This window comes from Nonomuraea sp. B5E05 (assembly GCF_039880665.1).
Taxonomy (GTDB): domain Bacteria; phylum Actinomycetota; class Actinomycetes; order Streptosporangiales; family Streptosporangiaceae; genus Nonomuraea.
The window spans coordinates 119,397-140,079 of record NZ_JBDPMJ010000021.1; the positions used below are offsets into that span (position 1 = coordinate 119,397).

The following is a 20,683-nucleotide window of genomic DNA, read 5'->3' on the forward strand; positions in this document are numbered from 1 at the left end:
AAAATCCGATCGTCAACCGAAGATCGTGGAGACGCCGGGTGCTTGGGCCCCGCGCGTAACCCCTGCTCAGCGTGGGCGAGGAACGTATGCGGGTGATGCGTGGAGTGGCTGCGGCGGCGTTATCGGCGACGATCTTAGTGGTTCCGCAGTCGGTGTCCGCACAGGAACGATCACAGCGGGTGGCCGGGCCGCCGGCGCACGTCCCGGCGGAGACCGAAGGGGCCGCGCTGGCGATGGCCAGGCGCGCGGGCAGGCCGGTCGAGGTCGAGTCGATGCGCAGCGAGACCCGCCAGGTGTTCGCCCAGCCCGACGGCAGGCTCACCATGGAGATGCACGTGCGGCCCGTACGCGTGCGCAAGGGGGACCGCTGGGTCCCCGTCGACACCACGCTCCGCCTGCGCCCCGACGGCGCGGTCGAGCCGGTCGCCACGGCGGTCGGCCTGACGTTCTCCGGCGGCGGCAGCGGCCCGCTGGCCGCCATGTCGCGCGGGGGCAAGTCGATGCGGCTGGGGTGGACGGGCACCCTGCCCAGGCCGGTGCTGAAGGGCGACACCGCCACCTACCCCGAGGTCATGCCGGGCGTGGACCTCCAGGTCACCGCGGACGTGGACGGCTTCTCGCACCTCCTGGTGGTCAAGTCGCGGGCCGCCGCGGCCGGGCTGACCGAGCTGGCGTTCCCGCTCTCCGTCTCTGGCCTGTCGGTGAAGGCGGACAACGCGGGCAACCTTGAGGCCGTCGACGACAACGACGGCACGATCTTCGTCGCGCCCACCCCCAAGATGTGGGACTCCGAGGGCATGACGAGCCCGCAGGCGCTCAAGGAGGGCCGCTCGCCGGAGGCCAGGGAGACCACGATGGGCGTGCGGCTGGCGGACGGCCGGCTGCGGCTCAGGCCCGACAGGAAGATGCTGACGGACCCGGGGACCCGCTTCCCCGTCTACCTCGACCCGTACTTCTCCGCCGCCCGCAACGCCTGGACGGCCGTCTGGAGCAACTGGCCCAACTCGAACTACCTCAACTCCAGCGACGTCGCCAGGGTGGGCCACGTCAACTCGCAGAAGAACCGCTCGTTCTTCCAGATGAACACCGGCTCGGCCATCCACGGCAAGCAGATCGTCAAGGCCACGCTGCGCACGTACGAGACGTGGTCGTACTCGTGCAGCGCCCGCAAGGTGGAGGCCTGGGCGACCAACACCATCAGCAAGAGCACCACCTGGAACAAGCAGCCCGCATGGGTCACCAAGCTGGACACGAAGAACGTCGCCAAGGGCTGGGGACCGAGCTGCCTGCCCGGCGGGGTCGAGTTCGACGTCACCCCGCAGGTGGTCAACGCCGCCGCCAAGCAGTGGCCCAACGTCACCATCGGCCTGCGCGCGACCAGCGAGACCGACCAGTACGCCTGGAAGAAGTTCAGGAACAACCCGAGCCTGGTCATCGAGTACAACTCGGTGCCCGGCGCCCCCGTGGCCGCGGACCTGTGGTCGGACCCGGGCGGCGCCTGCGTCTCCGGCGACGGCAGGCCGGTCATCGGCACCGACACACCCAAGTTGTGGGCCAAGCTGACGGACGCCGACAACTCGGTCAGGGGCCGGTTCGAGTGGTACGACGCCGGCGGGGTCAAGTCGGGCGAGTACGTCACCCCGCTGGGTTCGTCGGGCGGCGCGTTCTCCGCGACCATCCCGAACAGCCTGTTCGCCGACGGCGCGATGATCCGCTGGCGGGTGCGCGCCGAGGACGGCACGGCCACCGGCGCGTGGAGCCCGTGGTGCGAGGCCACGGTGGACGCGACGGCCCCCGGCAGGGAACCGCAGGTCTCCTCGCCCGACTACACGGAGAACGGCTGGAGCGACGGCGTCGGCCTGCCCGGCACGTTCGCGTTCGCCCCGAACGGCGTCCCTGACGTCGCCGCCTACCTCTGGGGCCTCGACACGACGCCCAAGGCGGAGTCCGTGCCCGCCGCGGACGGCACGGCCTCGATCGTGCTCACCCCGCGCCACAGCGGCCCCAACGTGCTGGCGGTGCGCAGCAGGGACCGCGCCGGCCACCTCGGCCCGATCCGCACCTACGTCTTCAACGTCAACACCGGCAAGCCGCCGAGCGGGCACTGGACGATGGACGAAGGCCAGGGGACCGTGGCCGCCGACGCCACCGGCGCCCACCCGGCGGCGCTGCACGGGGCCACCTGGACGGCCGGCAGGACCGGGTCCGCGCTGGGCCTGGCCGGCGCGTACGCCCAGACGTCCGGCCCTGTCGTCGACACCAGCCGCAACTTCACCGTCAGCGCCTGGGCCCGCCTGACCAGCACGGCCGCCTCCGCGACGGCCGTCACCCAGGAGGGCGGCAGGACGGGCGCGTTCGCGCTGCAGTACGCCAAGGCCGACGACCGCTGGGCGCTGAGCCTGCCGGGCGCGGACGCGGACGGCGCGCCGGTGGCCCGGGCCCTGTCGCAGGCCGCGCCCCGGCTCGGCGAATGGACCCACCTGACCGGCGTCTACGACTCGGCGGCCGGCCAGATCGCGCTCTACGTGAACGGCCGGCTGGAGTCCACGGTCGCCGTCTCACCACCATGGAACGCCACAGGCCCCCTGACGATCGGCCGCGGAAGGGTCGGCGGGGCGGCTTCGGACCACTGGCAAGGGGACGTCGACGAGGTGCGGGTGTACGCCCGCGCCATGTTCGCCGACGAGGTCGCCGATCTGGTCAACAGCGCTGCCACGCTGGTCGGCCACTGGAGGCTGGACGAGGAGTCCGGCTCGTCGGCTGCCGATTCCTCGGGCCGCGCGACCGCCGCGTCGTTGTCCGGAGCCGCCTCGTGGACGGGCGGGTGGCTGGACGGCGCGCTCGCGCTGGACGGCGTCGACGGGCACGCCCAGACGAGCGCGCCCGCCGTCAACACCAGGACGGGTTTCACCGTCGCCGCCTGGACCCAGCTCGACTACCTTCCCACCCGCGCCACCGCGGCCGTGGCCCAGACCGGCAGCCGCGCCGCCGGTTTCCAGCTCGGCTTCGACCAGGGGCGGTGGGCCCTGGGCATGGCCGCCGCCGACACCGACGACGCCGCCCTCGTCAGCACCCGGTCCGACGCCGTTCCCATCCCCCTGGAGTGGACGCACGTGGCCGGCGTGTACGACGCCCTGGCCGGAGAGCTGCGCATCTACGTCAACGGCCGCCTGTCCACGACCACCGTGACCGACCACATCAGCGCCTGGAACGCCACCGGCCCGTTGCACCTGGGCCGGACCAGGACCGCGGGCGTCCTCACCGGCTACTGGCCGGGTGCCCTCGACGACGTCCGCACGTACGACGGTGTGCTCAACGCCGAGCAGATCGCCCAACTGGCCGCCCAATAAGTGTCGCAGTAAGTCCCGACTAACCCAGTAATTCCCCCTAGCAGCACCTCACTGGGAGAGATCCATGGACCCACAGAGCGAGTTAGACCTGCCCGAATCCCGCTGGAATCGTTTTCAGCAACCCCGGGAACCGGGCGACCCAGACATCGCAGACCCCTCATGGAACAGGCTCATCGAGCCCAAGCCGGAGCCCCGCTGGCCACGCCGGCTGGCCACAGTCCTCTCGATCGTCCTAGTCATGCCCATGGCGTACGCCATGCCCGCCCACGCCGCGCCCCGCCAGGCCCCGTCCGTGCAGAAGGAGACACCGGTCAAGGGCGAGAAGGTCCCGGTGGTCCCGCCGATGGCCGACCCGGTGAAGAAGCAGGCGTGGCAGGCGCCACCGGGCGTCACCTGGCCCAAGCCGCAGACGGCCGAGCTCGGAGGCGCCGGCGCGAAGACCCAGGCGGCCGGATTCCCGGTACGGCTGGCCGCGCGGAAGGGTGTGACCGCGGCGGCCCCGGTGAAGGTCGAGATCCTCGGCCCCGAGGCCACCGGCAGGCTGGGCCTCGCACTGCGCGTCTCCCCCGGCGGAGGGGCCACGGCGAAGGCAGCCGAGGCCAGGACCAGCCTGGAGATCGACTACTCCGGCTTCCGCCACGCGTACGGCGGCGACTACGGCGCCCGGCTCCGGGTCGTCGAACTGGAGGAGTGCGCCCTCGACGCCAAGGCCACCGGCTGCGCCCAGCCGCAGCCTGTCAAGAGCGTGAACGACACCGAAGCGGGCACGCTGACCGCCGAGGTGGCGACGACCGGCCTGTACGCCGTGACCGCCGCCGCGTCGGGCCAGTCAGGCGACCACTCCGCCACCGGCCTGGCCCCCTCCGCCGACTGGAGCGTCGGCACCCAGTCGGGCGACTTCAGCTGGACGTACGAGCTGCGCACGCCTCCGGCGCTGGGCGGCGAGGAGCCGGACGTGTCGCTCGTCTACTCCTCCCAGAGCGTGGACGGCCGCACCGCCTCCACCAACAACCAGCCGTCCTGGGCCGGTGAGGGCTTCGAGCTGAACCCCGCCGGCTACGTCGAGCGCCGTTTCAAGTCGTGCATGGTCGACGGCAAGAAGACCGGCGACCTGTGCTGGGACCAGGACAACGCCACCCTGTCGCTCGGCAACTCCTCCATGGAGCTGGTCAAGGACGCCACGACGAAGCAGTGGCGGCCCAAGCGCGACGACGGCACCAGGATCGAGCAGCTCACGGGCGCGACCAACGGCGACAACGACGGCGAGTACTGGCGCGTCACCACCGCCGACGGCACGCAGTACACCTTCGGGCTGAACCGCCTGCCCGGCTGGGCATCCGGCAAGCCGGAGACGAAGTCGGTGCAGACGGTGCCGGTGTTCGGCAACAACAAGGGCGAGCCCTGCTACTCCAGCACCCCGGCCAACGCCTGGTGCCGGCAGGCGTACCGGTGGAACCTGGACTCGGCGGTGGACCCCCACGGCAACGCCACCACCTACTGGTACGCCCAGGAGAGCAACTACTACGGCCGCAACATGAAGCCCGAACAGGGCACCCAGTACGTGCGCGGCGCCTACCTGACCCGCATCGACTACGGCTACCTGAAGGGGGAGCTGTTCACCAAGGCGCCCGCCGCCCGCGTGGTCTTCGACGTGGCCGAGCGCTGCCTGCCCAGCGGCACGGTCACCTGCGCCCCCGACCAGCTCAAGAAGGACACCGCCAAGCACTGGCCGGACGTGCCGTTCGACCAGATCTGCGACTCGGGGCAGAAGTGCACCGACCGCCTGGCGCCGACGTTCTTCAGCCGCAAGCGGCTGGCCAAGGTCACCACGCAGATCCTCAACGGCGGAGGACAGTACGCGGCGGTGGACTCATGGGCGCTGGACCACCAGTTCCCCGCCACCGGCGACGGCATGAGCCCGTCGTTGTGGCTGGCCTCGATCCAGCAGACCGGCCACGTGGGCGGCACGATCACGCTGCCCAAGACCACGTTCACCGGCGTTCAGCTGCCCAACCGGGTCGACGCGGACGAGGGCCGCGCCCCGCTGGTCAAGTGGCGTGTGCAGGCCGTGAACAACGAGTCCGGCGGCGAGCTGCGCGTCCACTACTCGGCCGCCGAGTGCGAGCCCGGCGCGCTGCCCGCCGCCGACAAGAACGACAAACGCTGCTACCCGCAGCGCTGGGCACCGCCGGATGAGGCCCAGATCACCGACTGGTTCCACAAGTACGTGGTGACGCAGACGGTCGAGGTGGACCGTGTCGCGGGCTCGCCGAGCGTGGTCACCGACTACGAGTATCTCGGCGGCGCCGGATGGCGCTACGCCGACAACATCCTCGTCAAGCCCGAGCACCGCACGTGGGCGGACTACCGGGGGTTCGGCCGGGTGCGCGTCCGCCAGGGCGACGGCCAGGACACCGAGCGCACGCTCACGGAGTTCCGCTACTTCCGCGGGCTGCACGGTGACCGGCAGTCCGACGGCTCCAAGCGCAGCGCGCAGGTCGAGGACACCGAGGGCGTCAAGCTCGACGACCTCGACCAGCTGGCCGGGTTCGAGCGGGAGGAGATCCTGTACGACGGCGACGGCGGGCCCATCGTGACCTCGACCGTCGAGAAGCCGTGGTCGCTCAAGACCGCGGAGTCCACGCACGACGGCGTCACCAAGGCCGCGTACGTGGTCGAGCCGGAGTCCATGGTCACCCGCACCGCCCTGGGCGGCGGCAAGTGGCGGCGGACCGGCGAGGAGCGCACGTACGACGCCAAGGGCCTGCTCACGCAGGTGGAGGAGAAGGGCGACCTGGCCGCCGCGGACGACGACCAGTGCACCCGCTACACCTACGCCCGCAACGACACGGCCTGGATGCTCGACTACACCAGCAGGATCCAGAAGGTCGCGGCGAGCTGCGACACCGCCGTGTCCACGCTCTCCGCCGGAGAGGTGATCTCCGACGAGCGGGTGCAGTACGACGGCAAGGACTTCGGCCAGGCCCCGAGCAAGGGCGACGTGACCCAGGTCCAGCAGCTCGTGTCCGGGGACGGCGCGACGATCACCGACCGCGTCCACACCTACGACGCCTACGGCCGCGAGACCAGCGAGACCGACGCGGCCGGCACCCGATCCGTCACCACCTACGTCCCGGCCGCGGGCGCCCCCGCGACCGAGGTCAGGCAGACCAACCAGCTCGGCCACGTCGAGCGCACCCTCCTCGAACCGGCGTGGGGCGAGCCCGTCGCCGAGATCGACGCCAACAACCGCCGCGTCGACATGGAGCACGACGCGCTCGGCCGCCTGACCAAGGTCTGGCAGCCCGACCGCAGCAAGGCGGCCGGGCAGTCGCCCAGCACGGAGTACGCGTACCTGATGCGCGCCGACGGCCCCAGCGTCGTCACCACGAAGACGCTGCGCGCCGACGGCGGCTACACCACCAGCCACGAGCTGTACGACGGCCTGCTGCGCGAGCGCCAGACGCAGGAGCCCGCGCCCCGCGACGACCAGACGGACGACCCCGCGCTGCGTGAGGGGCGCACGATCACCGACACCTTCCACAACTCGCTCGGCGAGCAGTACAAGTCGAACACCGGCTACTTCGCCACCGGGACGCCCTCCACCGAGCTGCTGGCGGTGGCGGACGCCGACGTGCCGACGCAGATCGTGTCGTCCTTCGACGGCTCGGGCGACGTGACCGCCCAGGTGATGAAGGCGAAGGGCGTGGAGAAGTACCGGGTGAGCGCCGAGCAGGAGGGCGACAGGATCCACGTGACGCCGCCGCCGGGCGGCACGGCGACCACCCGCATCGGCGACGCCGAGGACCGCCTGATCGAGCTGCGCCAGTACAAGGGCGCGACCCCGACGGGCGATTACGAGTCCACGAAGTACACCTACGACCACGCGGGCCGGCTGGCCACGGTGACCGACCCGGCGGGCAACGTGTGGCGCCACCACTACGACATGCGCGGACGGGAGATCAAGTCCGAGGACCCCGACAAGGGCGTCACCACGATGACGTACAACGACGCCGACGAGGTCGTCAGCACCACCGACGCCCGCGGCAGGACGCTCTGGTACGTCTACGACGAGCTGGGCCGCAAGAAGGAGCTGCGCGACGGCTCGGCGAGCGGCCCGCTGCTGGCCGAGTGGAAGTACGACGGCCTGGCCAAGGGGCACATGAACGCCACCATCCGCTACGCGGGCGGGCAGGCGTACAAGGCGGAGATCAACGCCATCGACACCGACTATCGCACGCTGCGCCAGACGGTCACCATCCCCGAGCGCGAGGGCAAGCTGGCCGGCGCGTACGTGCTCAACACCCGCTACACGCTCGACGACCAGGTGCAGTCGATCAGCTTCCCGGCCGCCGGCGGCCTGGCGGAGGAGTCGGTCGTCTACAGCTACGACGAGCTCGGCCAGCCGGTCAGGCTCGCCGGCCTGTCGACGTACGTGAACACGACCCGCTACTCCAAGCTGGGCGAGACCCTGCAGTACGAGCTGGGCTCGGGAAGCAAGAAGACCTGGCTCACCTACACCCACGACGAGTCCACCCGCAGGCTGACGAGCATGCGGCTGGACCGGGAGGGCGCCGCCGACACCGATCTCGACCTGCACTACTCCTACGACGCCGTCGGCAACATCACCAAGATCGCCGAGCGGGCGGGCGGCCAGGACACGCAGTGCTTCACCTACGACCACCTGCGCCGCATGACGTCGGCGTGGACGGCCACCGACGACTGCGCCTCCGGCTCCCCGCAGTCCGGCACGATCGGCGGCGCGGCCCCGTACGCGGTCAGCTACGCCTACGACGTCACGGGCAACCGCGTCAAGGAGACCAAGCACGCCTGGGGCGGCGCGCCCGAGACCGTGCGCACCTCCACCTACCCGAAGCCGGGCGAGCAGCGGCCGCACGCGCTGCTGAGCGCCGGATCGGACCTCTTCGAGTACGACGCGACCGGCAACACCACCAGGCGCAAGGTCGGCGCCTCCGACCAGACCCTCGTCTGGGACGCCGAGGGCAACCTGGAGTCGGTGACGGAGGCCGGCAAGACGACGTCGTTCGTCTACGACGCGGACGGCGAGCGGCTGATCCGCAGGACGCCGGCCGACGCCACGCTCTACGTCGACGACATGGAGCTGCGCTTCGACTTCGCCAAGGACGCCGTCGAGCAGACCCGCTACTACACCGTCAACGACCAGCCCATCGCGGTGCGCACGCCGGACGACCAGGTCTACTTCCTGGCCAACGACCATCAGGGCACCGCGCAGGCGGCCGTGAACGCCGGCAACGGTGAGCTGGCGATCCGCAGGCAGACGCCGTTCGGCGAGGACCGGGGCTCGCCACCGCCATGGTGGCCGGGCCAGCGCGCCTTCGTCGGCGGCACCAAGGATCCGACGACCGGGCTCATCCACCTCGGAGCCCGCGAGTACGACGCGCGCAACGGCCGGTTCCTCTCGGTCGACCCGGTCATCGACGATCTCGACCCGCAGCAGCTCAACGCCTACGCCTACGCCAACAACAGCCCCGTCACCATGAGCGACCCCGACGGCCAGCTGTTCTGGTTCGCGGCCGGCATCGCGGCCCGGATCGCGATCCGGTGGGCGGCCAAGCGGGCCGCCCAGGCGGCCGCCAGGCGGGCGGCGCTGGCCGCTGCCAGGCGGGCCGCGGCCAGGCGCGCGGCGATCGCGGCGGCCCGGCGCCGTGCCGCGGCGCTGGCCAGGAAGAAGGCCGCCGCGGCGGCCAGGAGGAGAGCGGCAGCCGCGGCCCGCAAGCGGGCGCTCGCGGCGGCCAGGAAACGAGCGGCCGCCAAGGCCAGGAAGGCGCGGGAGGCGGCGGCGCGGCGCAGGGCCGCGGCTGCGGCACGGAGGAAGGCGAGGAAGGAGGCTCGCGAGGCGGCGGCCAGGAGGCGCGCCGCGGCGGCGGCCAGGGCGCGCAACCGGCGGGCCGGCAGGGTGCCGCGCGGCATCCAGCGGGCGCGGTCGCGCCCGGCGAGCCGGCCGACCAGCCACAGGTCGACGCAGCGGCAGTCGCCGCCGAAGGTGAACCGGCAGCCGGCCCAGCCACGGCCGAGCCACATCTGGCGCAACGACGGCACGAGGCAGCCGACCCAGTCCTACACCATCTACGGCAACGGCCGGATGTACCCCCAGGGCCGGCCGCCGTCGAACCTGGGCCGGGGCAGCGGCAGCGGCCAGGGTGAGAAGCAGCTGTTCAAGCCGGAGAAGATCGAGCCGGAGAGCACGCGGGCCGGCACCATCGCCGAGACCGGCGGCCGGTTCACCCGCTGGATCGACAAGGGCGGCCTGGGAGACGCCCTGGACATCATGTTCGGCGGCTTCTGACGGCTGGTCCGGTGCGAGGGCGCGCCCCTGCTCAGGGGGGCGGGCCCTCGCTTCGGCCGGGCTGCGGGTCAACCCCAGCGCGCGGCCTGACCGCGGACGCGACGGGAGAGCCTCCGGTCAGGCCGGGGAGGAGTTCGGGACATGGAGTGATTGTCGCCGTGAACCGGGTTACCGTGGGGCCTGTGCAGCTCTATAAGAGATCGGCCGGGACGGGGATCCCGGTTGTGCTGCTCCACGCGTTCCCCCTGTCGTCGGCCATGTGGCTGGCACAGCGGGAAGGGCTGGCCACAGTCTGCCGGGTCATCACACCTGACCTGCGGGGCTTCGGCGGTTCGCGGCTGGGCGACGACGAGCCGTCACTCGACCTGATGGCCGACGACGTCGCCAGGCTGCTCGACGATGAGGGCATCGACAGGGCGGTGGTCGGCGGGTTGTCCATGGGCGGCTACGTGACCATGGCGTTCTGCCGCCGGCATCCCGACCGGGTGCTCGGCGTGATCCTGGCCGACACCAAGGCGGGCGACGACCCGCCCGCGGCCAAGGACAACAGGGAGCGCATCGCCAGGGCCGTGCTGTCGGAAGGCAGCGATGTGCTGGTCAGCGAGGTGCTTCCGGCGCTCATCGGGCCGACCACGAAGGAGCGGCGGGCCATGGTGTTCGGGCGGGTCAAAGGGCTGGTGCAGTCGGCTCCGCCGGGCGCCGTCGCCTGGGCGCAGCGGGCGATGGCCGCGCGGGCGGGCTCGTTCGAGACGCTGCGGGCGCTGAAGGTGCCGCTGCTCGTCGTGGTGGGGGAGGAGGACGAGCTGTCACCACCCTCCGACGCCGAGGAGATGGTCCGCGCCGTGCCCGAAGGGCGGCTGGAGGTCATCCCGAAGGCCGGCCACCTGAGCGCGGTCGAGCAGCCTGAGGCGTTCAACGCCGTGGTGACCGAGTTCCTCAGGTCAGAGCTCGGCGGGACACGCTGAGACCCCGCGCTCAAGGGGCTTCCCGGGCGGTCCGAGCCTGGGGCTGAGGTCCGCTCAGGCCGCGTTCAAGGGGGTTTGCCTGGAGGTCTGAGCCCGGCTCAGGCCCGGGCCTGGCGGGGCAGCACGACCTCACGGATGATCAGCGAGATCGCCGCCGCGACCGGGATGGCCAGCAGCGCGCCGACGATGCCGAGCAGCGCGCCGCCGAACAACGCGGCGATCACCGTCACGGCCGGCGTCACGTCCACCGAGCGTTTCATCACCTTGGGATAGATGAAGTAGTTCTCGACCTGCTGGTAGAGCACGAAGAAGATCGCGCAGGCGATCCCCGCGGGCAGCGACTGCAGCAGCGCGACAAGGCTCACGAACACCGCGCCGATCGTGGCGCCCACCAGCGGCACCAGGTCCAGCAACGCCACGACCAGAGCGAGCGCGAGCGCGTAGCGCACGTCCACGATCGACAGGAAGATCCAGGCCACCACGCCCGCGATGACCGAGATCAGCACGTTGCCCGCCACGTAACCGCCGATGCCGGTGAGGATCTCCTCGCTGATCGCGCTCGTGCGCTCCCTGCGCGAGGCGGGCACCAGCTTGAGCAGGTAGTCCTTGATCGTGTGCAGCGATCCGAGGAAGTAGAGCATGAGCACCAGCAGCGTCACCGTGGTGAACACGCCGTTCAGCACCACCAGGCCCGCACCCATGATCCCGGTGGCCAGCGACGGCCCCAGCGTGCTCGTCACGAACGTGCGCAGCTGCGGCAGGACCTGATAGTCGGCGTCGATCTGGCGCAGCGTCGGATGGTTGCTCAACTCCGTGATGTAGCCCGGCACCGCCTCGATGAACTCCGACAGCTGCTTGCTCACCGGCGGCACCACGGCCAGGCCGAACAGCACGAACGCCACGATCACCCCGGTGAAGACGATCGAGATCGCCGCGCGCCTGGCCAGCCCCCAGCGCTGCAGGGCCTCCACGGCCGGGTTGAGCCCGACGGCCAGGAACATCGCCACCACGACCAAAATGATCGTGCTCAGCGAGTTGACGACCATCTGGGCGATGGCGATCGCCGTCAGCACCCCCAGCCCGCCGACCAGCCCGAACAGGAACGGCCCCCGGGCCAGCGGCTTGCCGGGCAGCCCGTACGGCTGGGCGCCCGCCTCGCCACCCCCACCCGCGGCCCGCTCCCCGGTCGCGGCCTCGATCCCGCCGCTTTCAGGCTCTTCTCCTGCCGGAGCCTCGAGCCCGCCGCCCTCACGTTGTTCTCCGGTCGAGGCCACGGTCCTGCCGCCCCCAGGCCGTTCCTCGGGTGCGGCCACGAGCCCGGCGGCGGGCTCCGCCTTGGCGGGTTCGGCATCTGTGGACATGGGAACTCCATGGGGGTCGTCGACGTGCCATGCCGGGCCCGCGCGGGGGCATGTCGGCCCGGCAACAAAGAGAGAGCCTAGCGACGATCAGGTCGCCAGGCTCTCTCAGCCGTCACTCAGCCCCCGTGTGACCTTCGGCTATTCCTGCCACCACTCCGCGTCGTCCTCCCCCTTGGCCTGTGCCTTGGCGGCGGGCGCCGGCACCGGCTCCGCGGGAGAGGCCTCGACCACGGGCGCGGCGATCGCCGGCTTGGCCGGGGCGGCCGCGACCTCCGGCTGCTCCTGGCCCGGCAGAGCGGCGCCGCCGAGCAGCTGGCGCAGCTGGGCCAGGTGGCTGGTGATGCTGTCACGCTGGCGGGTCAGCTCGTCGACCTGGCGCTGCATCGCCGTGCGGGTGCGCTCGGCTTCGTTCTTCGCCTCGGTGACGATCGTCTCGGCGCTCGACTTGGCGTCGGCCACGATGGTCTCGGCGCTCTTGCGGGCGTTGGCGACGAGCTGCTTGGCGTGCAGGTCGGCCTCGCGGCGGGTCTGGTCGGCCTGCTGGGTCGCCTTCGTGGCCCTCGACTCGGCCGTGGCGGCGCGCTGCTCGGCCTCGGCGACCAGCTTCTGCGTGGCGGCCTGGGCGGAGGCGTGGCGCTCGGCCTCCTGGCGCTCGGCGTCCTCGCGGCGGGCGGCGAGCTGGATCTCGAACTCGGCTTCGTCCTGGGCCCGCTTGGCCTCCGACTCCTCCAGCACCCGCTGGGCCTGCGCGCGCATCTCGTCGGCCTGCCGCTTGGCGGTGGTCAGCACCTCGTCGCGCTCGCGCTTGGTCGAGGCCCGCAGCTGGGCGACCTCACGCTCGGTGGTGGTGCGGAGCTTGGCGATCTCGCGCTCGGCGTCGGCCCGCTTCTCCGCCACCTCGTGGTCGGCCGTGGCCCGCAGCTTGGCGGCCTCGCGCTCGGTGGTGTTGGTCAGCTCGTCGGCCTCGCGGCGAGCCGTCGAGCGGATCTCCTCGGCATCCCGCTCAGCGGAGGTGCGCATCTCGTCGGACTCGCGCGTGGCCTGGGCGCGCTTCTCGGCCGCCTCGGCCTCGGCGGCGGCCCGCAGGTCGGCGGCCTCGACCTTGGCGGCGGCCTTGATCTCGTTGGCCTCGGACCTGGCGGCCTGCACGAGCTCGGTGGCCTGCTCCTCGGCCAGGCGGAGCAACTGCTCGATGCGGGCGCCGAGACCGGAGTAGGTGGGCCGCTCCTGCTCCTGCAGCTGGCGCTGGGAGTCGGACAGATCGCGCTGCAGGCCGGCAACCTGCTCGCGCGCCTGGCGCAGCTCTCCGTCGAGCTGCTTCAAGTGATCATGGACCTGATGCCGGTCGTAACCACGGAGCACCACGTCGAACTCGCGCGCTGGGGCGTCCTCGAAAAAGTTGTTGAGCTGGGCGTCGATGTCGGACTGCATGGAGGCTCGATCCTGGGTTGTCGAGACGGCTACACGGGCCGGACGGGGGGTTCGGGGCATCCGATCCAGGAGCCTGTGCCTCGCGGCAGGCTCCATGTCCGGTGGAAGGTCAAGCGTACTCCGCTGGTGCCACCTGCGAAGCCCCGTCCAACTTTCTGCGTGACTAGTTACATATGCGCGTTATATGGCTTTTTCTAGCGTCTGGCCGCCTGGACCAACTCGGTCAGCATTCCTCCCACGTCTTTGGGATGCAGGAACGCGATCCGTGAGTCCATCGACCCATGTCTGGGACGCTCGTCCAGGAGCCTCACTCCTCTCTCGTTGATCTTACCCATGGCGTCCGCCACATCTCGTACGCCGAATGCCACGTGATGGACGCCCTCGCCACGCTTGGTGAGGAATTTTCCCACAGGAGAGTCCTCGGAGAGAGGCTCCAGGAGCTGAATGTAGGAGCCCCCGCCTTCGCCGTCGGAGATGTGCAACATGGCCTCCTTGACACCTTGCTCCTCGTTGACCTCCCGGGCAACTACTGTCAGGTCGAACGTGTCAGAAAAGAGACGAATCTTCTCTTCGAGGTCCCGGCACGCGATACCGATGTGGTCGATCCGCAGGAACATATGTGGCCCACCTCCATAGCGAACGGTCACCTACTCGTGGGTATGGTGTCAAAGAACCAGATGGCGAGCACAGGAGGCCCGTGTCCATGTCCAGTTCCGTCATCGTCGCCGGAGCTCGCACCCCGATCGGCAAGCTGCTCGGCGCCCTGTCCGGACTGACCGCTGTCGACCTGGGGGGCATCGCCATCAAGGCGGCGCTCGAGCGGGCCGGCGTGGCGCCCGAATCCGTCGAGTACGTCATCATGGGCCAGGTCCTCCAGGCCGGCGCGGGCCAGATCCCCTCCCGCCAGGCCGCCGTCAAGGCCGGCATCCCCATGACCGTCCCCTCGGTCACCGTCAACAAGGTCTGCCTTTCGGGCCTCGACGCCATCGCCCTGGCCGACCAGCTCATCCGGGCGGGCGAGTTCGACATCGTGGTGGCCGGCGGCATGGAGTCGATGACCAACGCCCCCCACCTGCTGCCCGGCCTGCGCAAGGGCGTCAAATACGGCGGGGCCGACGTGGTCGACTCGATGGCCCACGACGGCCTGTTCTGCGCGTTCGACCAGTGCGCGATGGGCGAGTCCACCGAGCGCCACAACACCAGGCTCGGCATCGGCCGCGAGGAGCAGGACGCCGTGTCGGCCCGCTCCCACCAGCTGGCCGCCGCCGCCATCAAGAACGGCGTCTTCGAGGACGAGATCGTCCCGGTGCCGGTCCCGCAGCGGCGCGGCGAGCCGGTCGTCGTCAAGGAGGACGAGGGCGTACGCGGCGACACGACGGTGGAGACGCTGGCCAAGCTGCGCCCGTCCTTCGTCGCCGACGGCACCATCACCGCCGGCTCCGCCTCCCAGATCTCCGACGGCGCCTGCGCCGTGGTGGTCATGTCGAAGTCCAAAGCCGAGGAGCTGGGCCTGCCGTGGCTGGCCGAGATCGGCAGGCACGGCAACGTGGCGGGCCCCGACGCCTCGCTCCAGTCCCAGCCCGCGAACGCCATCAAGCAGGCCATGGCCAAGCAGGGCGTGTCGGCCGGTGACCTGGACCTGGTGGAGATCAACGAAGCCTTCGCCAGCGTGGTGCTCCAGTCCGCGCAGGAGCTGGGCGTCCCGCTGGACAAGGTCAACGTCAACGGCGGCGGCATCGCCCTGGGCCATCCGATCGGGGCGTCGGGCGCCCGGATCGTGCTCACGCTGGCGTACGAGCTGAAGCGCCGGGGCGGCGGCCTGGGAGCGGCGGGCCTGTGCGGCGGTGGCGGACAGGGCGACGCGCTGCTCATCCGCGTCCCCTGAGCCCGTATCACGCCGGGCCCGCGGAAGAGTGGCCCCGTCCTAGCCGGAGATGACCATGCCGAAGGTGCTGATCACCGGGATGTCGGGCACGGGCAAGTCGTCCGCTTCAGGCGCGGACCGGCAACCCCTACGGCAAACGACCGGAGGAGCGGGCCGCGATCCTGAACGACCTAAAGACCGTGGAGCCGCTGCTCCGGGCCACCGCGACCGCCGAGATCGACGCCACCGCACCGCTCGGCCAGGTCGTACGGCGGTTGGAGGAACTCCTCACACCCCCGTAGGAAGACCGGCGCGCCAGCCCGGGTCAGCACGCACCTACCGGGCGTCAAATGACGTGGACGGGACAGCGGACCCCCGCGGCGACGGCCAATCGGCGGTCTCTCGTGACAAGGACGCACTCCGCGGCCTCCGCCACGGCGACGAACGCGGCGTCGTAAGCCGTGAGATTGGCGCGCGGCTGCCGCATCCGTGGCAGGTGCGGACGCACGTCGACCAGGTCGAACTCGGCGTTGCCCAGCGCGGACAACGCCTCTTCCGCGCGTTCCTGGCTGATCTTGCCGCCAGGAAGCAGACCGCGAATGCCGGAGACGACTTCGGTGACCATGTGGTGAGGGCGGCCCAATGAGGGTCGCTCATCATGAGCTTACGTGCGGCGCGTCCCTTGTCGTCGTCGCGTGTCAGCGCGTCGATAACGACGGAAGCGTCGAGGACGATCATTGCGCGCCGCTGCCGTCCGAGAGGCGGACTTCGCGCCCGGCGCGCATCCCGCGGACCATGTCCGCGGTGTCCTCGTCGCCGCTGTAGCCATCCGCGCGGTTCTCGAACATATTGATCAGATCAACGTTCCTGGTGCGACGAGCATCCTCCTCGACCAGCCTGAGGAGGTAAGACTGGAGACTCTTGCCCTGGGCGCGTGCCCGCGCAGCCAGGGCGTCCCGCACCGGCTCGGGGACGTCACGGATCTGGAGTGCAACACTCATGCATGCATTACACATGCACTGCCGTCCGGCCGGCACCGGACAGCGCGATGCCCCGGTCCGACCAGGAAGTGGACCGGGGCCCCGTAACGCACTGCTCAGGCCCTCACCAGGAATTCAGGGCCCGAGCGCGCCCCCTCAAGGGGGCTGTTCAGCCCGGCCGCGAGGGAGGTTGCGGCCGGGCTGCTTGTGGGCGGTCATGAGGCCAGGAACCTGGCGAGGACCGAGCGGTGGCGGCGCTCGCCCCGCGGGCCCCTGCGCGCCTCCATGACCCGCCGCTGCTCGGCGGCGGCGCGGCGCAGCTCTGACGCGTGGTGCTGCATCACGGTGTATTCGAGTTCGGCGTTCATCCGAGTGCTCCTCTGCTCTGTTGCCTGCACTCTCAAGACTCGTCCTAAGGCCCTCCCCGCCACATCGGGCGGATGCCTTATCTCTGGACGCGGGCAGGTACTTAAGCGGGGGCACGGGCGGCTAAGGCCTCTGAGGCGCGGCTAGGGCTCGCCGGTGAACTCGACCGTCACCTTCGTGAACCCGAGCGACTTGAGCATGCCCGACAACATCGCCTTGGTGTTGGCGTCGGCCCTGGCGCGCAGGTCACTGGCCACCGCCGCTTCCGTGATCTTCTTCTCGGCCAGCAGGTACAGCTCCCGCTGGTCACTCGGCGAGCCCGACAGGAAGTCCTGCACCCGGTCGAACAGCCCCCGCTGGTGCGCGAACACGTAAGAGCGGCTGTTGTCCAGGTTGGGCTTCTCGAGTTGGGCGTGCGGCAGGCGGATGGTCGCCTCCGTGCGGTCCGGCGAGACGGTGACCGCGTTGGTGCCCATGGCGGAGAAGTCGACGTAGGCGTCCACGCCGCCCGCCCCGACGAACAACGTCCGGGTGCCCTTGACGGCGTCGGGCAGGAAGTTGGCGTCCTTCTCCAGGTCGACGACCACCTGGAAGGTGCCGGTCGCCGCCTCGAAGCGGCTCATGTCCTTGATCGACTGCAGCAGCGCCGGCTGGCTGCGGTCGATGGTCCGCCCGCCGAACGGGTCGAGCCAGGACCAGGCCAGGCGGCCGCCCACCACGAGCAGGACCGCCAGGACCAGGAACGCCGCGAGATATCGCCACCTGCGGCGCCGCCCTGGCGTCACCTCGGGCGGCGTCGTACGGGAAGTCGTCATGGGAGCATGACTACCCTCCCGGCGATCACCATCGCCAGCCGATCGGTGACATCTCCGGTCCCTTCGCGGCAGCGGACCTGTCCCCGGCCGCGACCGCCGGCGCCGCCGTGACCCCACTGACCGGAGAGGATGTCCCCGGTCCCCGTCCGAACGGCGGCGAGCTCGTTCCGGGGGCCGAGGTCGCCGCCGGGGTGCCGCCGGCGTCGGGGTAGACGGGATAGACGTGGCTCGACGAGGGCGTGGGGCGTACGGGCGAGGGCGCCAGCTGGGCGTGGGCGGGCCCGCCGCCGAAGTGCGTGCCGGCCAGCCGGCAGCTCTGGAAGTCGCTGTAGAACATCCGCAGCCACTCCCTGCGCTGGTGCTCGCTCAGCCCCGAGAACCACGACGCGGCGTACTGGTGCTCCGGCAGCGGCCCTCCGGGCAGCGGCTCGCCGCGCAGCCAGGCCATCACGATCTCCCGGTAGCCGTCGCCGACCGTGCCGGGGCAGCGGGCGGCCAGCGACTCGATGTACTCGTACGCCGCCTCCTCCGCGAACCCGGCGGAAAGGTCGGGCACGTGGATCGGCGCGAGCCCGTTCGACGGTTTCAGCTCGTCGTCGAGCGGCCGCTGCTCCACCCGCGTGAACGCGGCCGGCGTGCCCGCAAGCCTGGAGGCGATCTGCGTGAACGACGCCCCCAGCTCGGTCAGCCCCGCCCGCATGCCCGGATGCACGCACACCGTGATCGGCCACTCCTGGCAGCTGTAGGCGATCTCCTCGGCGGCGGCCGGCTTGGAGTGGGTCAGGACGCGGGACACGCCCATGCCCGCGGCCAGCACGGCCAGCAGCGCGCACGCCAGCACCAGCGCCTGCCTGGTCACCAGCGCCGCCCAGCCGAGCAGCAGCGCCGCCGTCAGGCCGAGCAGCCAGATCGTCTGGTCGAAGAACGCCGCCCCGCTCAGCCCCTGGAACAGGTCGTACGGCTCACCGGTGCCCGGGGCCAGCTTGTCGGCCCACCCGCGGTCGTCGGCCAGCCACGAGAACACCCCATAGCAGGCCAGCCCGGCGACCGGCGGCGTGAACGGGTGCGGCAGCACCCAGCCGGCCACCCACCCGATCACCGAGTAGAGGGCCAGGCCCGCCATGCCCATGCCCAGGCCCGCCAGGCTCAGCCGGCCCGCCTGGTCGGTGAGCACCGTCTTGACGGCCAGGACCAGCACCGTCGCCCCGAACGACCCCAGCACCACCACCACGATCGCCAGCGGCGCCTTGAGCGCCCGCCACGTCGTGAGCGAGCGCCCGCGCAGCGCCTTGCGCTTGCGCAGCGCCACCCACGCGGCGAAGGCAGCGGCGACCGGCCCGGTCAACCGCAGCGACCCGATGACCGCGGCCACGATGTTCTCCCAGGCGTCGACGCCGGGTATCAGGACGTTCCACGCCGCGACCAGGCCGACAGCGAGCAGCACGGCCACAGTGACGGCCGCGCTCTGCTTCAGCTCCTCCCGTGAAACGCCCCCGTGCTCACGCACCCGTTTTCCCGTTGAAGTTCATCAAGCACCCCCCGTGCCCCTCGGCAAGGCGGAAACGATCAGTCCGGCCGGTCCCCACAGGCTGATGGACTTGGTATCCGCGTCACCATTCGTAGGAGAACCATAACTGAGCGTGATGATTGATGTCCGGACTCTTGGCCAAGCGGAGAGGCCTGTCGCTGTGAGTAGCCAGACGAACCGGGACGACCAGCGCGCTACCGTATCGCTGTGACGCAGCCGAAGCCGCTCAACCTGCCGTTCGACCCGATTGACCGCGCCGCGGAGAGCTGGCGCGCGCACTTCGGTCCGTCCGCGGCCATGGCCGCGGTGACGTCGATCATGCGAGCGCACCAGATCCTGCTGTCGCAGCTCGACGCGCTGCTCAAGCCCTACGGCCTGACCTTCGCGCGGTATGAGGCGCTGGTGTTGCTGACGTTCAGCAGGACGGGGGCGCTGCCCTTGTCAAAGATCGGGGAAAGGTTGATGGTCCACCCCACCAGCGTCACGAACACGGTGGACAGGCTGGAGAAGTCCGGGTTCGTCCGGCGGTTGCCCAATCCGCGCGACGGGCGCGGCGTGCTCGCCGAGATCACCGAGTCCGGGCGCGACGTCGTACGCCGTGCCACCGGTGACCTGATGGCCGCCGAGTTCGGCCTGTCGATGTACGCCGAGGACGAACTCCAGGAGATGTTCGACCAGTTGCGCACCCTCCGGGTGGCGGCTGGTGACTTCCCCGGGTCGCCGATGCGGCAAGATGAGGAGCATGGCGGACTTCTCTAAACCCGGGTCGCTCTACGGAGCTGTGGACCTGGGCGCGCGCAAGCAGGCACTGGAGGCGCAGGCCCGGCGGGAGACCGCAGGTCCCCAGGCGGCCACGGCCTCGGTCGTCGACGTGACCGAGGAGACGTTCACGAGCGACGTCATCGACAAGTCCATGACGGTGCCCGTCGTGCTCGACCTCTGGTCGCCGAGGGCGCCGGGCAGCGCCCAGCTCAGCCCGGTGCTGGAGAAGGTGGTCGGCGACCTCGGCGGCAAGGCCGTGCTGGCCAAGGTCAACGTCGACGCCAGCCCGCAGATCGCGCAGGCGCTGCGCGTCCAGGCCGTGCCGACCGTGCTGGCGATCTTCCAGGGCCAGGCCGTGACCGGTTTCCAGCAGGTGCTGCCCGAGCAGGAGGTGCGCCGCTGGCTCGACGAGCTGATGGGCGCGGTCGAGCAGTTCTACCAGGCCAACCCCGGCGCGAGGCCCCCGGAGGCCGGCGAGGCCGGCCAGCCCGGCGAGCAGGAGGCGCCGTCGGGGCCGCCCGCCGACCCCGACATGGTGGCGGCCGAGCAGGCGATCGACCGGGGTGACTTCGACGCGGCCATGCAGGCCTACCAGCGACTGCTGGCCCGCGAGCCGGGCAACGAGGACGCGACGATGGGGCTGGCCGGGGTGGGCCTGCTCAAGCGCACGTCCGAGGCCGACCCCGCCGACGTCCAGCGCCGCGCGCAGGACCCCGCCGACCTGGACGCGCAGCTGCTCGCGGCCGACCTCGAAATGATGTCGGGCGCGGTCGACCAGGCGTTCGAGCGCGTCATCGCCGTGGTCAAGCGCACCTCGGGCGACGAGCGCGACAAGGCCAGGCGGCACCTGCTCGGGTTGTTCGAGGCTTTGCCCGCCGAAGACCCATCCTTGGCCAAGGCCCGTAGAGCGTTGGCGAGCGCACTGTTCTAACC

General features: G+C 71.0%; 14 protein-coding genes. 6 read left to right on the forward strand and 8 right to left on the reverse strand.

The window, feature by feature from the left end:
• The first annotated feature begins 179 nt into the window (after positions 1-179).
• The 3 genes from ABGB01_RS32705 (at position 180) to ABGB01_RS32715 (ending at position 10,643) form a co-directional block, all read left to right on the forward strand.
• The gene (locus tag ABGB01_RS32705) at positions 180-3,350 is read left to right on the forward strand and encodes a LamG-like jellyroll fold domain-containing protein (RefSeq protein WP_347777401.1); all 3,171 of its coding nucleotides are present in this window, start codon (positions 180-182) and stop codon (positions 3,348-3,350) included.
• A gap of 238 nt (positions 3,351-3,588) precedes the next feature.
• Complete coding sequence (locus tag ABGB01_RS32710) at positions 3,589-9,678, forward strand: RHS repeat-associated core domain-containing protein (RefSeq protein ID WP_347777403.1); 6,090 nt, start codon at positions 3,589-3,591, stop codon at positions 9,676-9,678.
• Between the two features lie 182 nt (positions 9,679-9,860).
• Entirely contained in the window at positions 9,861-10,643 is a 783-nt protein-coding gene (locus ABGB01_RS32715) for an alpha/beta fold hydrolase (RefSeq protein WP_347777405.1), read from the forward strand.
• Positions 10,644-10,741: 98 nt separating this feature from the next.
• Here the strand turns inward: ABGB01_RS32715 and ABGB01_RS32720 are convergent, their stop codons facing one another.
• The 3 genes from ABGB01_RS32720 to mce form a co-directional block, all read right to left on the reverse strand.
• Positions 10,742-12,004 (reverse strand): AI-2E family transporter, encoded by a 1,263-nt coding sequence (locus ABGB01_RS32720; protein WP_347777406.1) that lies wholly within the window; start codon positions 12,002-12,004, stop codon positions 10,742-10,744.
• Positions 12,005-12,142: 138 nt separating this feature from the next.
• The gene (locus ABGB01_RS32725; protein WP_347777408.1) at positions 12,143-13,435 is read right to left on the reverse strand and encodes a DivIVA domain-containing protein; all 1,293 of its coding nucleotides are present in this window, start codon (positions 13,433-13,435) and stop codon (positions 12,143-12,145) included.
• Positions 13,436-13,629: 194 nt separating this feature from the next.
• Positions 13,630-14,052: a methylmalonyl-CoA epimerase gene (gene mce / locus ABGB01_RS32730; RefSeq protein ID WP_347777410.1), complete on the reverse strand. Its 423-nt coding sequence runs from the start codon at positions 14,050-14,052 to the stop codon at positions 13,630-13,632.
• An 86-nt stretch (positions 14,053-14,138) separates the two neighbouring features.
• Here mce and ABGB01_RS32735 point away from each other — a divergent pair, with 86 nt between their 5' ends.
• Entirely contained in the window at positions 14,139-15,320 is a 1,182-nt protein-coding gene (locus tag ABGB01_RS32735; RefSeq protein WP_347777412.1) for an acetyl-CoA C-acetyltransferase, read from the forward strand.
• A 325-nt stretch (positions 15,321-15,645) separates the two neighbouring features.
• On the opposite strand, the gene ABGB01_RS32740 is transcribed toward ABGB01_RS32735, so the two are convergent.
• The 5 genes from ABGB01_RS32740 to ABGB01_RS32760 all read right to left on the reverse strand — a co-directional run bounded on the left by ABGB01_RS32740 (position 15,646) and on the right by ABGB01_RS32760 (position 18,967).
• Positions 15,646-15,924 (reverse strand): PIN domain-containing protein, encoded by a 279-nt coding sequence (locus tag ABGB01_RS32740; RefSeq protein WP_347777414.1) that lies wholly within the window; start codon positions 15,922-15,924, stop codon positions 15,646-15,648.
• Between the two features lie 109 nt (positions 15,925-16,033).
• The gene (locus tag ABGB01_RS32745) at positions 16,034-16,300 is read right to left on the reverse strand and encodes a hypothetical protein (protein WP_347777416.1); all 267 of its coding nucleotides are present in this window, start codon (positions 16,298-16,300) and stop codon (positions 16,034-16,036) included.
• A gap of 194 nt (positions 16,301-16,494) precedes the next feature.
• Positions 16,495-16,647, reverse strand: a complete 153-nt coding sequence (locus tag ABGB01_RS32750) for a hypothetical protein (RefSeq protein WP_347777418.1) — start codon at positions 16,645-16,647, stop codon at positions 16,495-16,497.
• A 141-nt stretch (positions 16,648-16,788) separates the two neighbouring features.
• The gene (locus tag ABGB01_RS32755) at positions 16,789-17,460 is read right to left on the reverse strand and encodes a DUF4230 domain-containing protein (RefSeq protein WP_347777420.1); all 672 of its coding nucleotides are present in this window, start codon (positions 17,458-17,460) and stop codon (positions 16,789-16,791) included.
• Positions 17,461-17,485: 25 nt separating this feature from the next.
• Positions 17,486-18,967 carry a hypothetical protein gene (locus ABGB01_RS32760; RefSeq protein WP_347777422.1) on the reverse strand — a complete coding sequence of 494 codons (1,482 nt, stop codon included), beginning with the start codon at positions 18,965-18,967 and terminating at the stop codon, positions 17,486-17,488.
• A gap of 228 nt (positions 18,968-19,195) precedes the next feature.
• On the opposite strand from ABGB01_RS32760, the gene ABGB01_RS32765 reads away from it, so the two are divergent.
• Positions 19,196-19,747, forward strand: a complete 552-nt coding sequence (locus ABGB01_RS32765; RefSeq protein ID WP_347777424.1) for a MarR family transcriptional regulator — start codon at positions 19,196-19,198, stop codon at positions 19,745-19,747.
• The gene (locus tag ABGB01_RS32770) at positions 19,731-20,681 is read left to right on the forward strand and encodes a tetratricopeptide repeat protein (RefSeq protein WP_347777426.1); all 951 of its coding nucleotides are present in this window, start codon (positions 19,731-19,733) and stop codon (positions 20,679-20,681) included. The genes ABGB01_RS32765 and ABGB01_RS32770 overlap by 17 nt, the downstream gene beginning before the upstream one ends.
• The last annotated feature ends 2 nt before the right edge of the window (positions 20,682-20,683 follow it).

Bases quoted from the DNA above. Each gene is read 5' to 3' on its own strand.
- ABGB01_RS32750 (WP_347777418.1), bottom strand. From the start codon at position 16,647: ATGAACGCCGAACTCGAATACACCGTGATGCAGCACCACGCGTCAGAG.
- ABGB01_RS32770 (WP_347777426.1), top strand. From the start codon at position 19,731: ATGGCGGACTTCTCTAAACCCGGGTCGCTCTACGGAGCTGTGGACCTG.
- ABGB01_RS32755 (WP_347777420.1), bottom strand. From the start codon at position 17,460: ATGACGACTTCCCGTACGACGCCGCCCGAGGTGACGCCAGGGCGGCGC.
- mce (WP_347777410.1), bottom strand. From the start codon at position 14,052: ATGTTCCTGCGGATCGACCACATCGGTATCGCGTGCCGGGACCTCGAA.
- ABGB01_RS32725 (WP_347777408.1), bottom strand. From the start codon at position 13,435: ATGCAGTCCGACATCGACGCCCAGCTCAACAACTTTTTCGAGGACGCC.
- ABGB01_RS32710 (WP_347777403.1), top strand. From the start codon at position 3,589: ATGCCCATGGCGTACGCCATGCCCGCCCACGCCGCGCCCCGCCAGGCC.
- ABGB01_RS32720 (WP_347777406.1), bottom strand. From the start codon at position 12,004: ATGTCCACAGATGCCGAACCCGCCAAGGCGGAGCCCGCCGCCGGGCTC.
- ABGB01_RS32740 (WP_347777414.1), bottom strand. From the start codon at position 15,924: ATGGTCACCGAAGTCGTCTCCGGCATTCGCGGTCTGCTTCCTGGCGGC.
- ABGB01_RS32745 (WP_347777416.1), bottom strand. From the start codon at position 16,300: ATGAGTGTTGCACTCCAGATCCGTGACGTCCCCGAGCCGGTGCGGGAC.
- ABGB01_RS32735 (WP_347777412.1), top strand. From the start codon at position 14,139: ATGTCCAGTTCCGTCATCGTCGCCGGAGCTCGCACCCCGATCGGCAAG.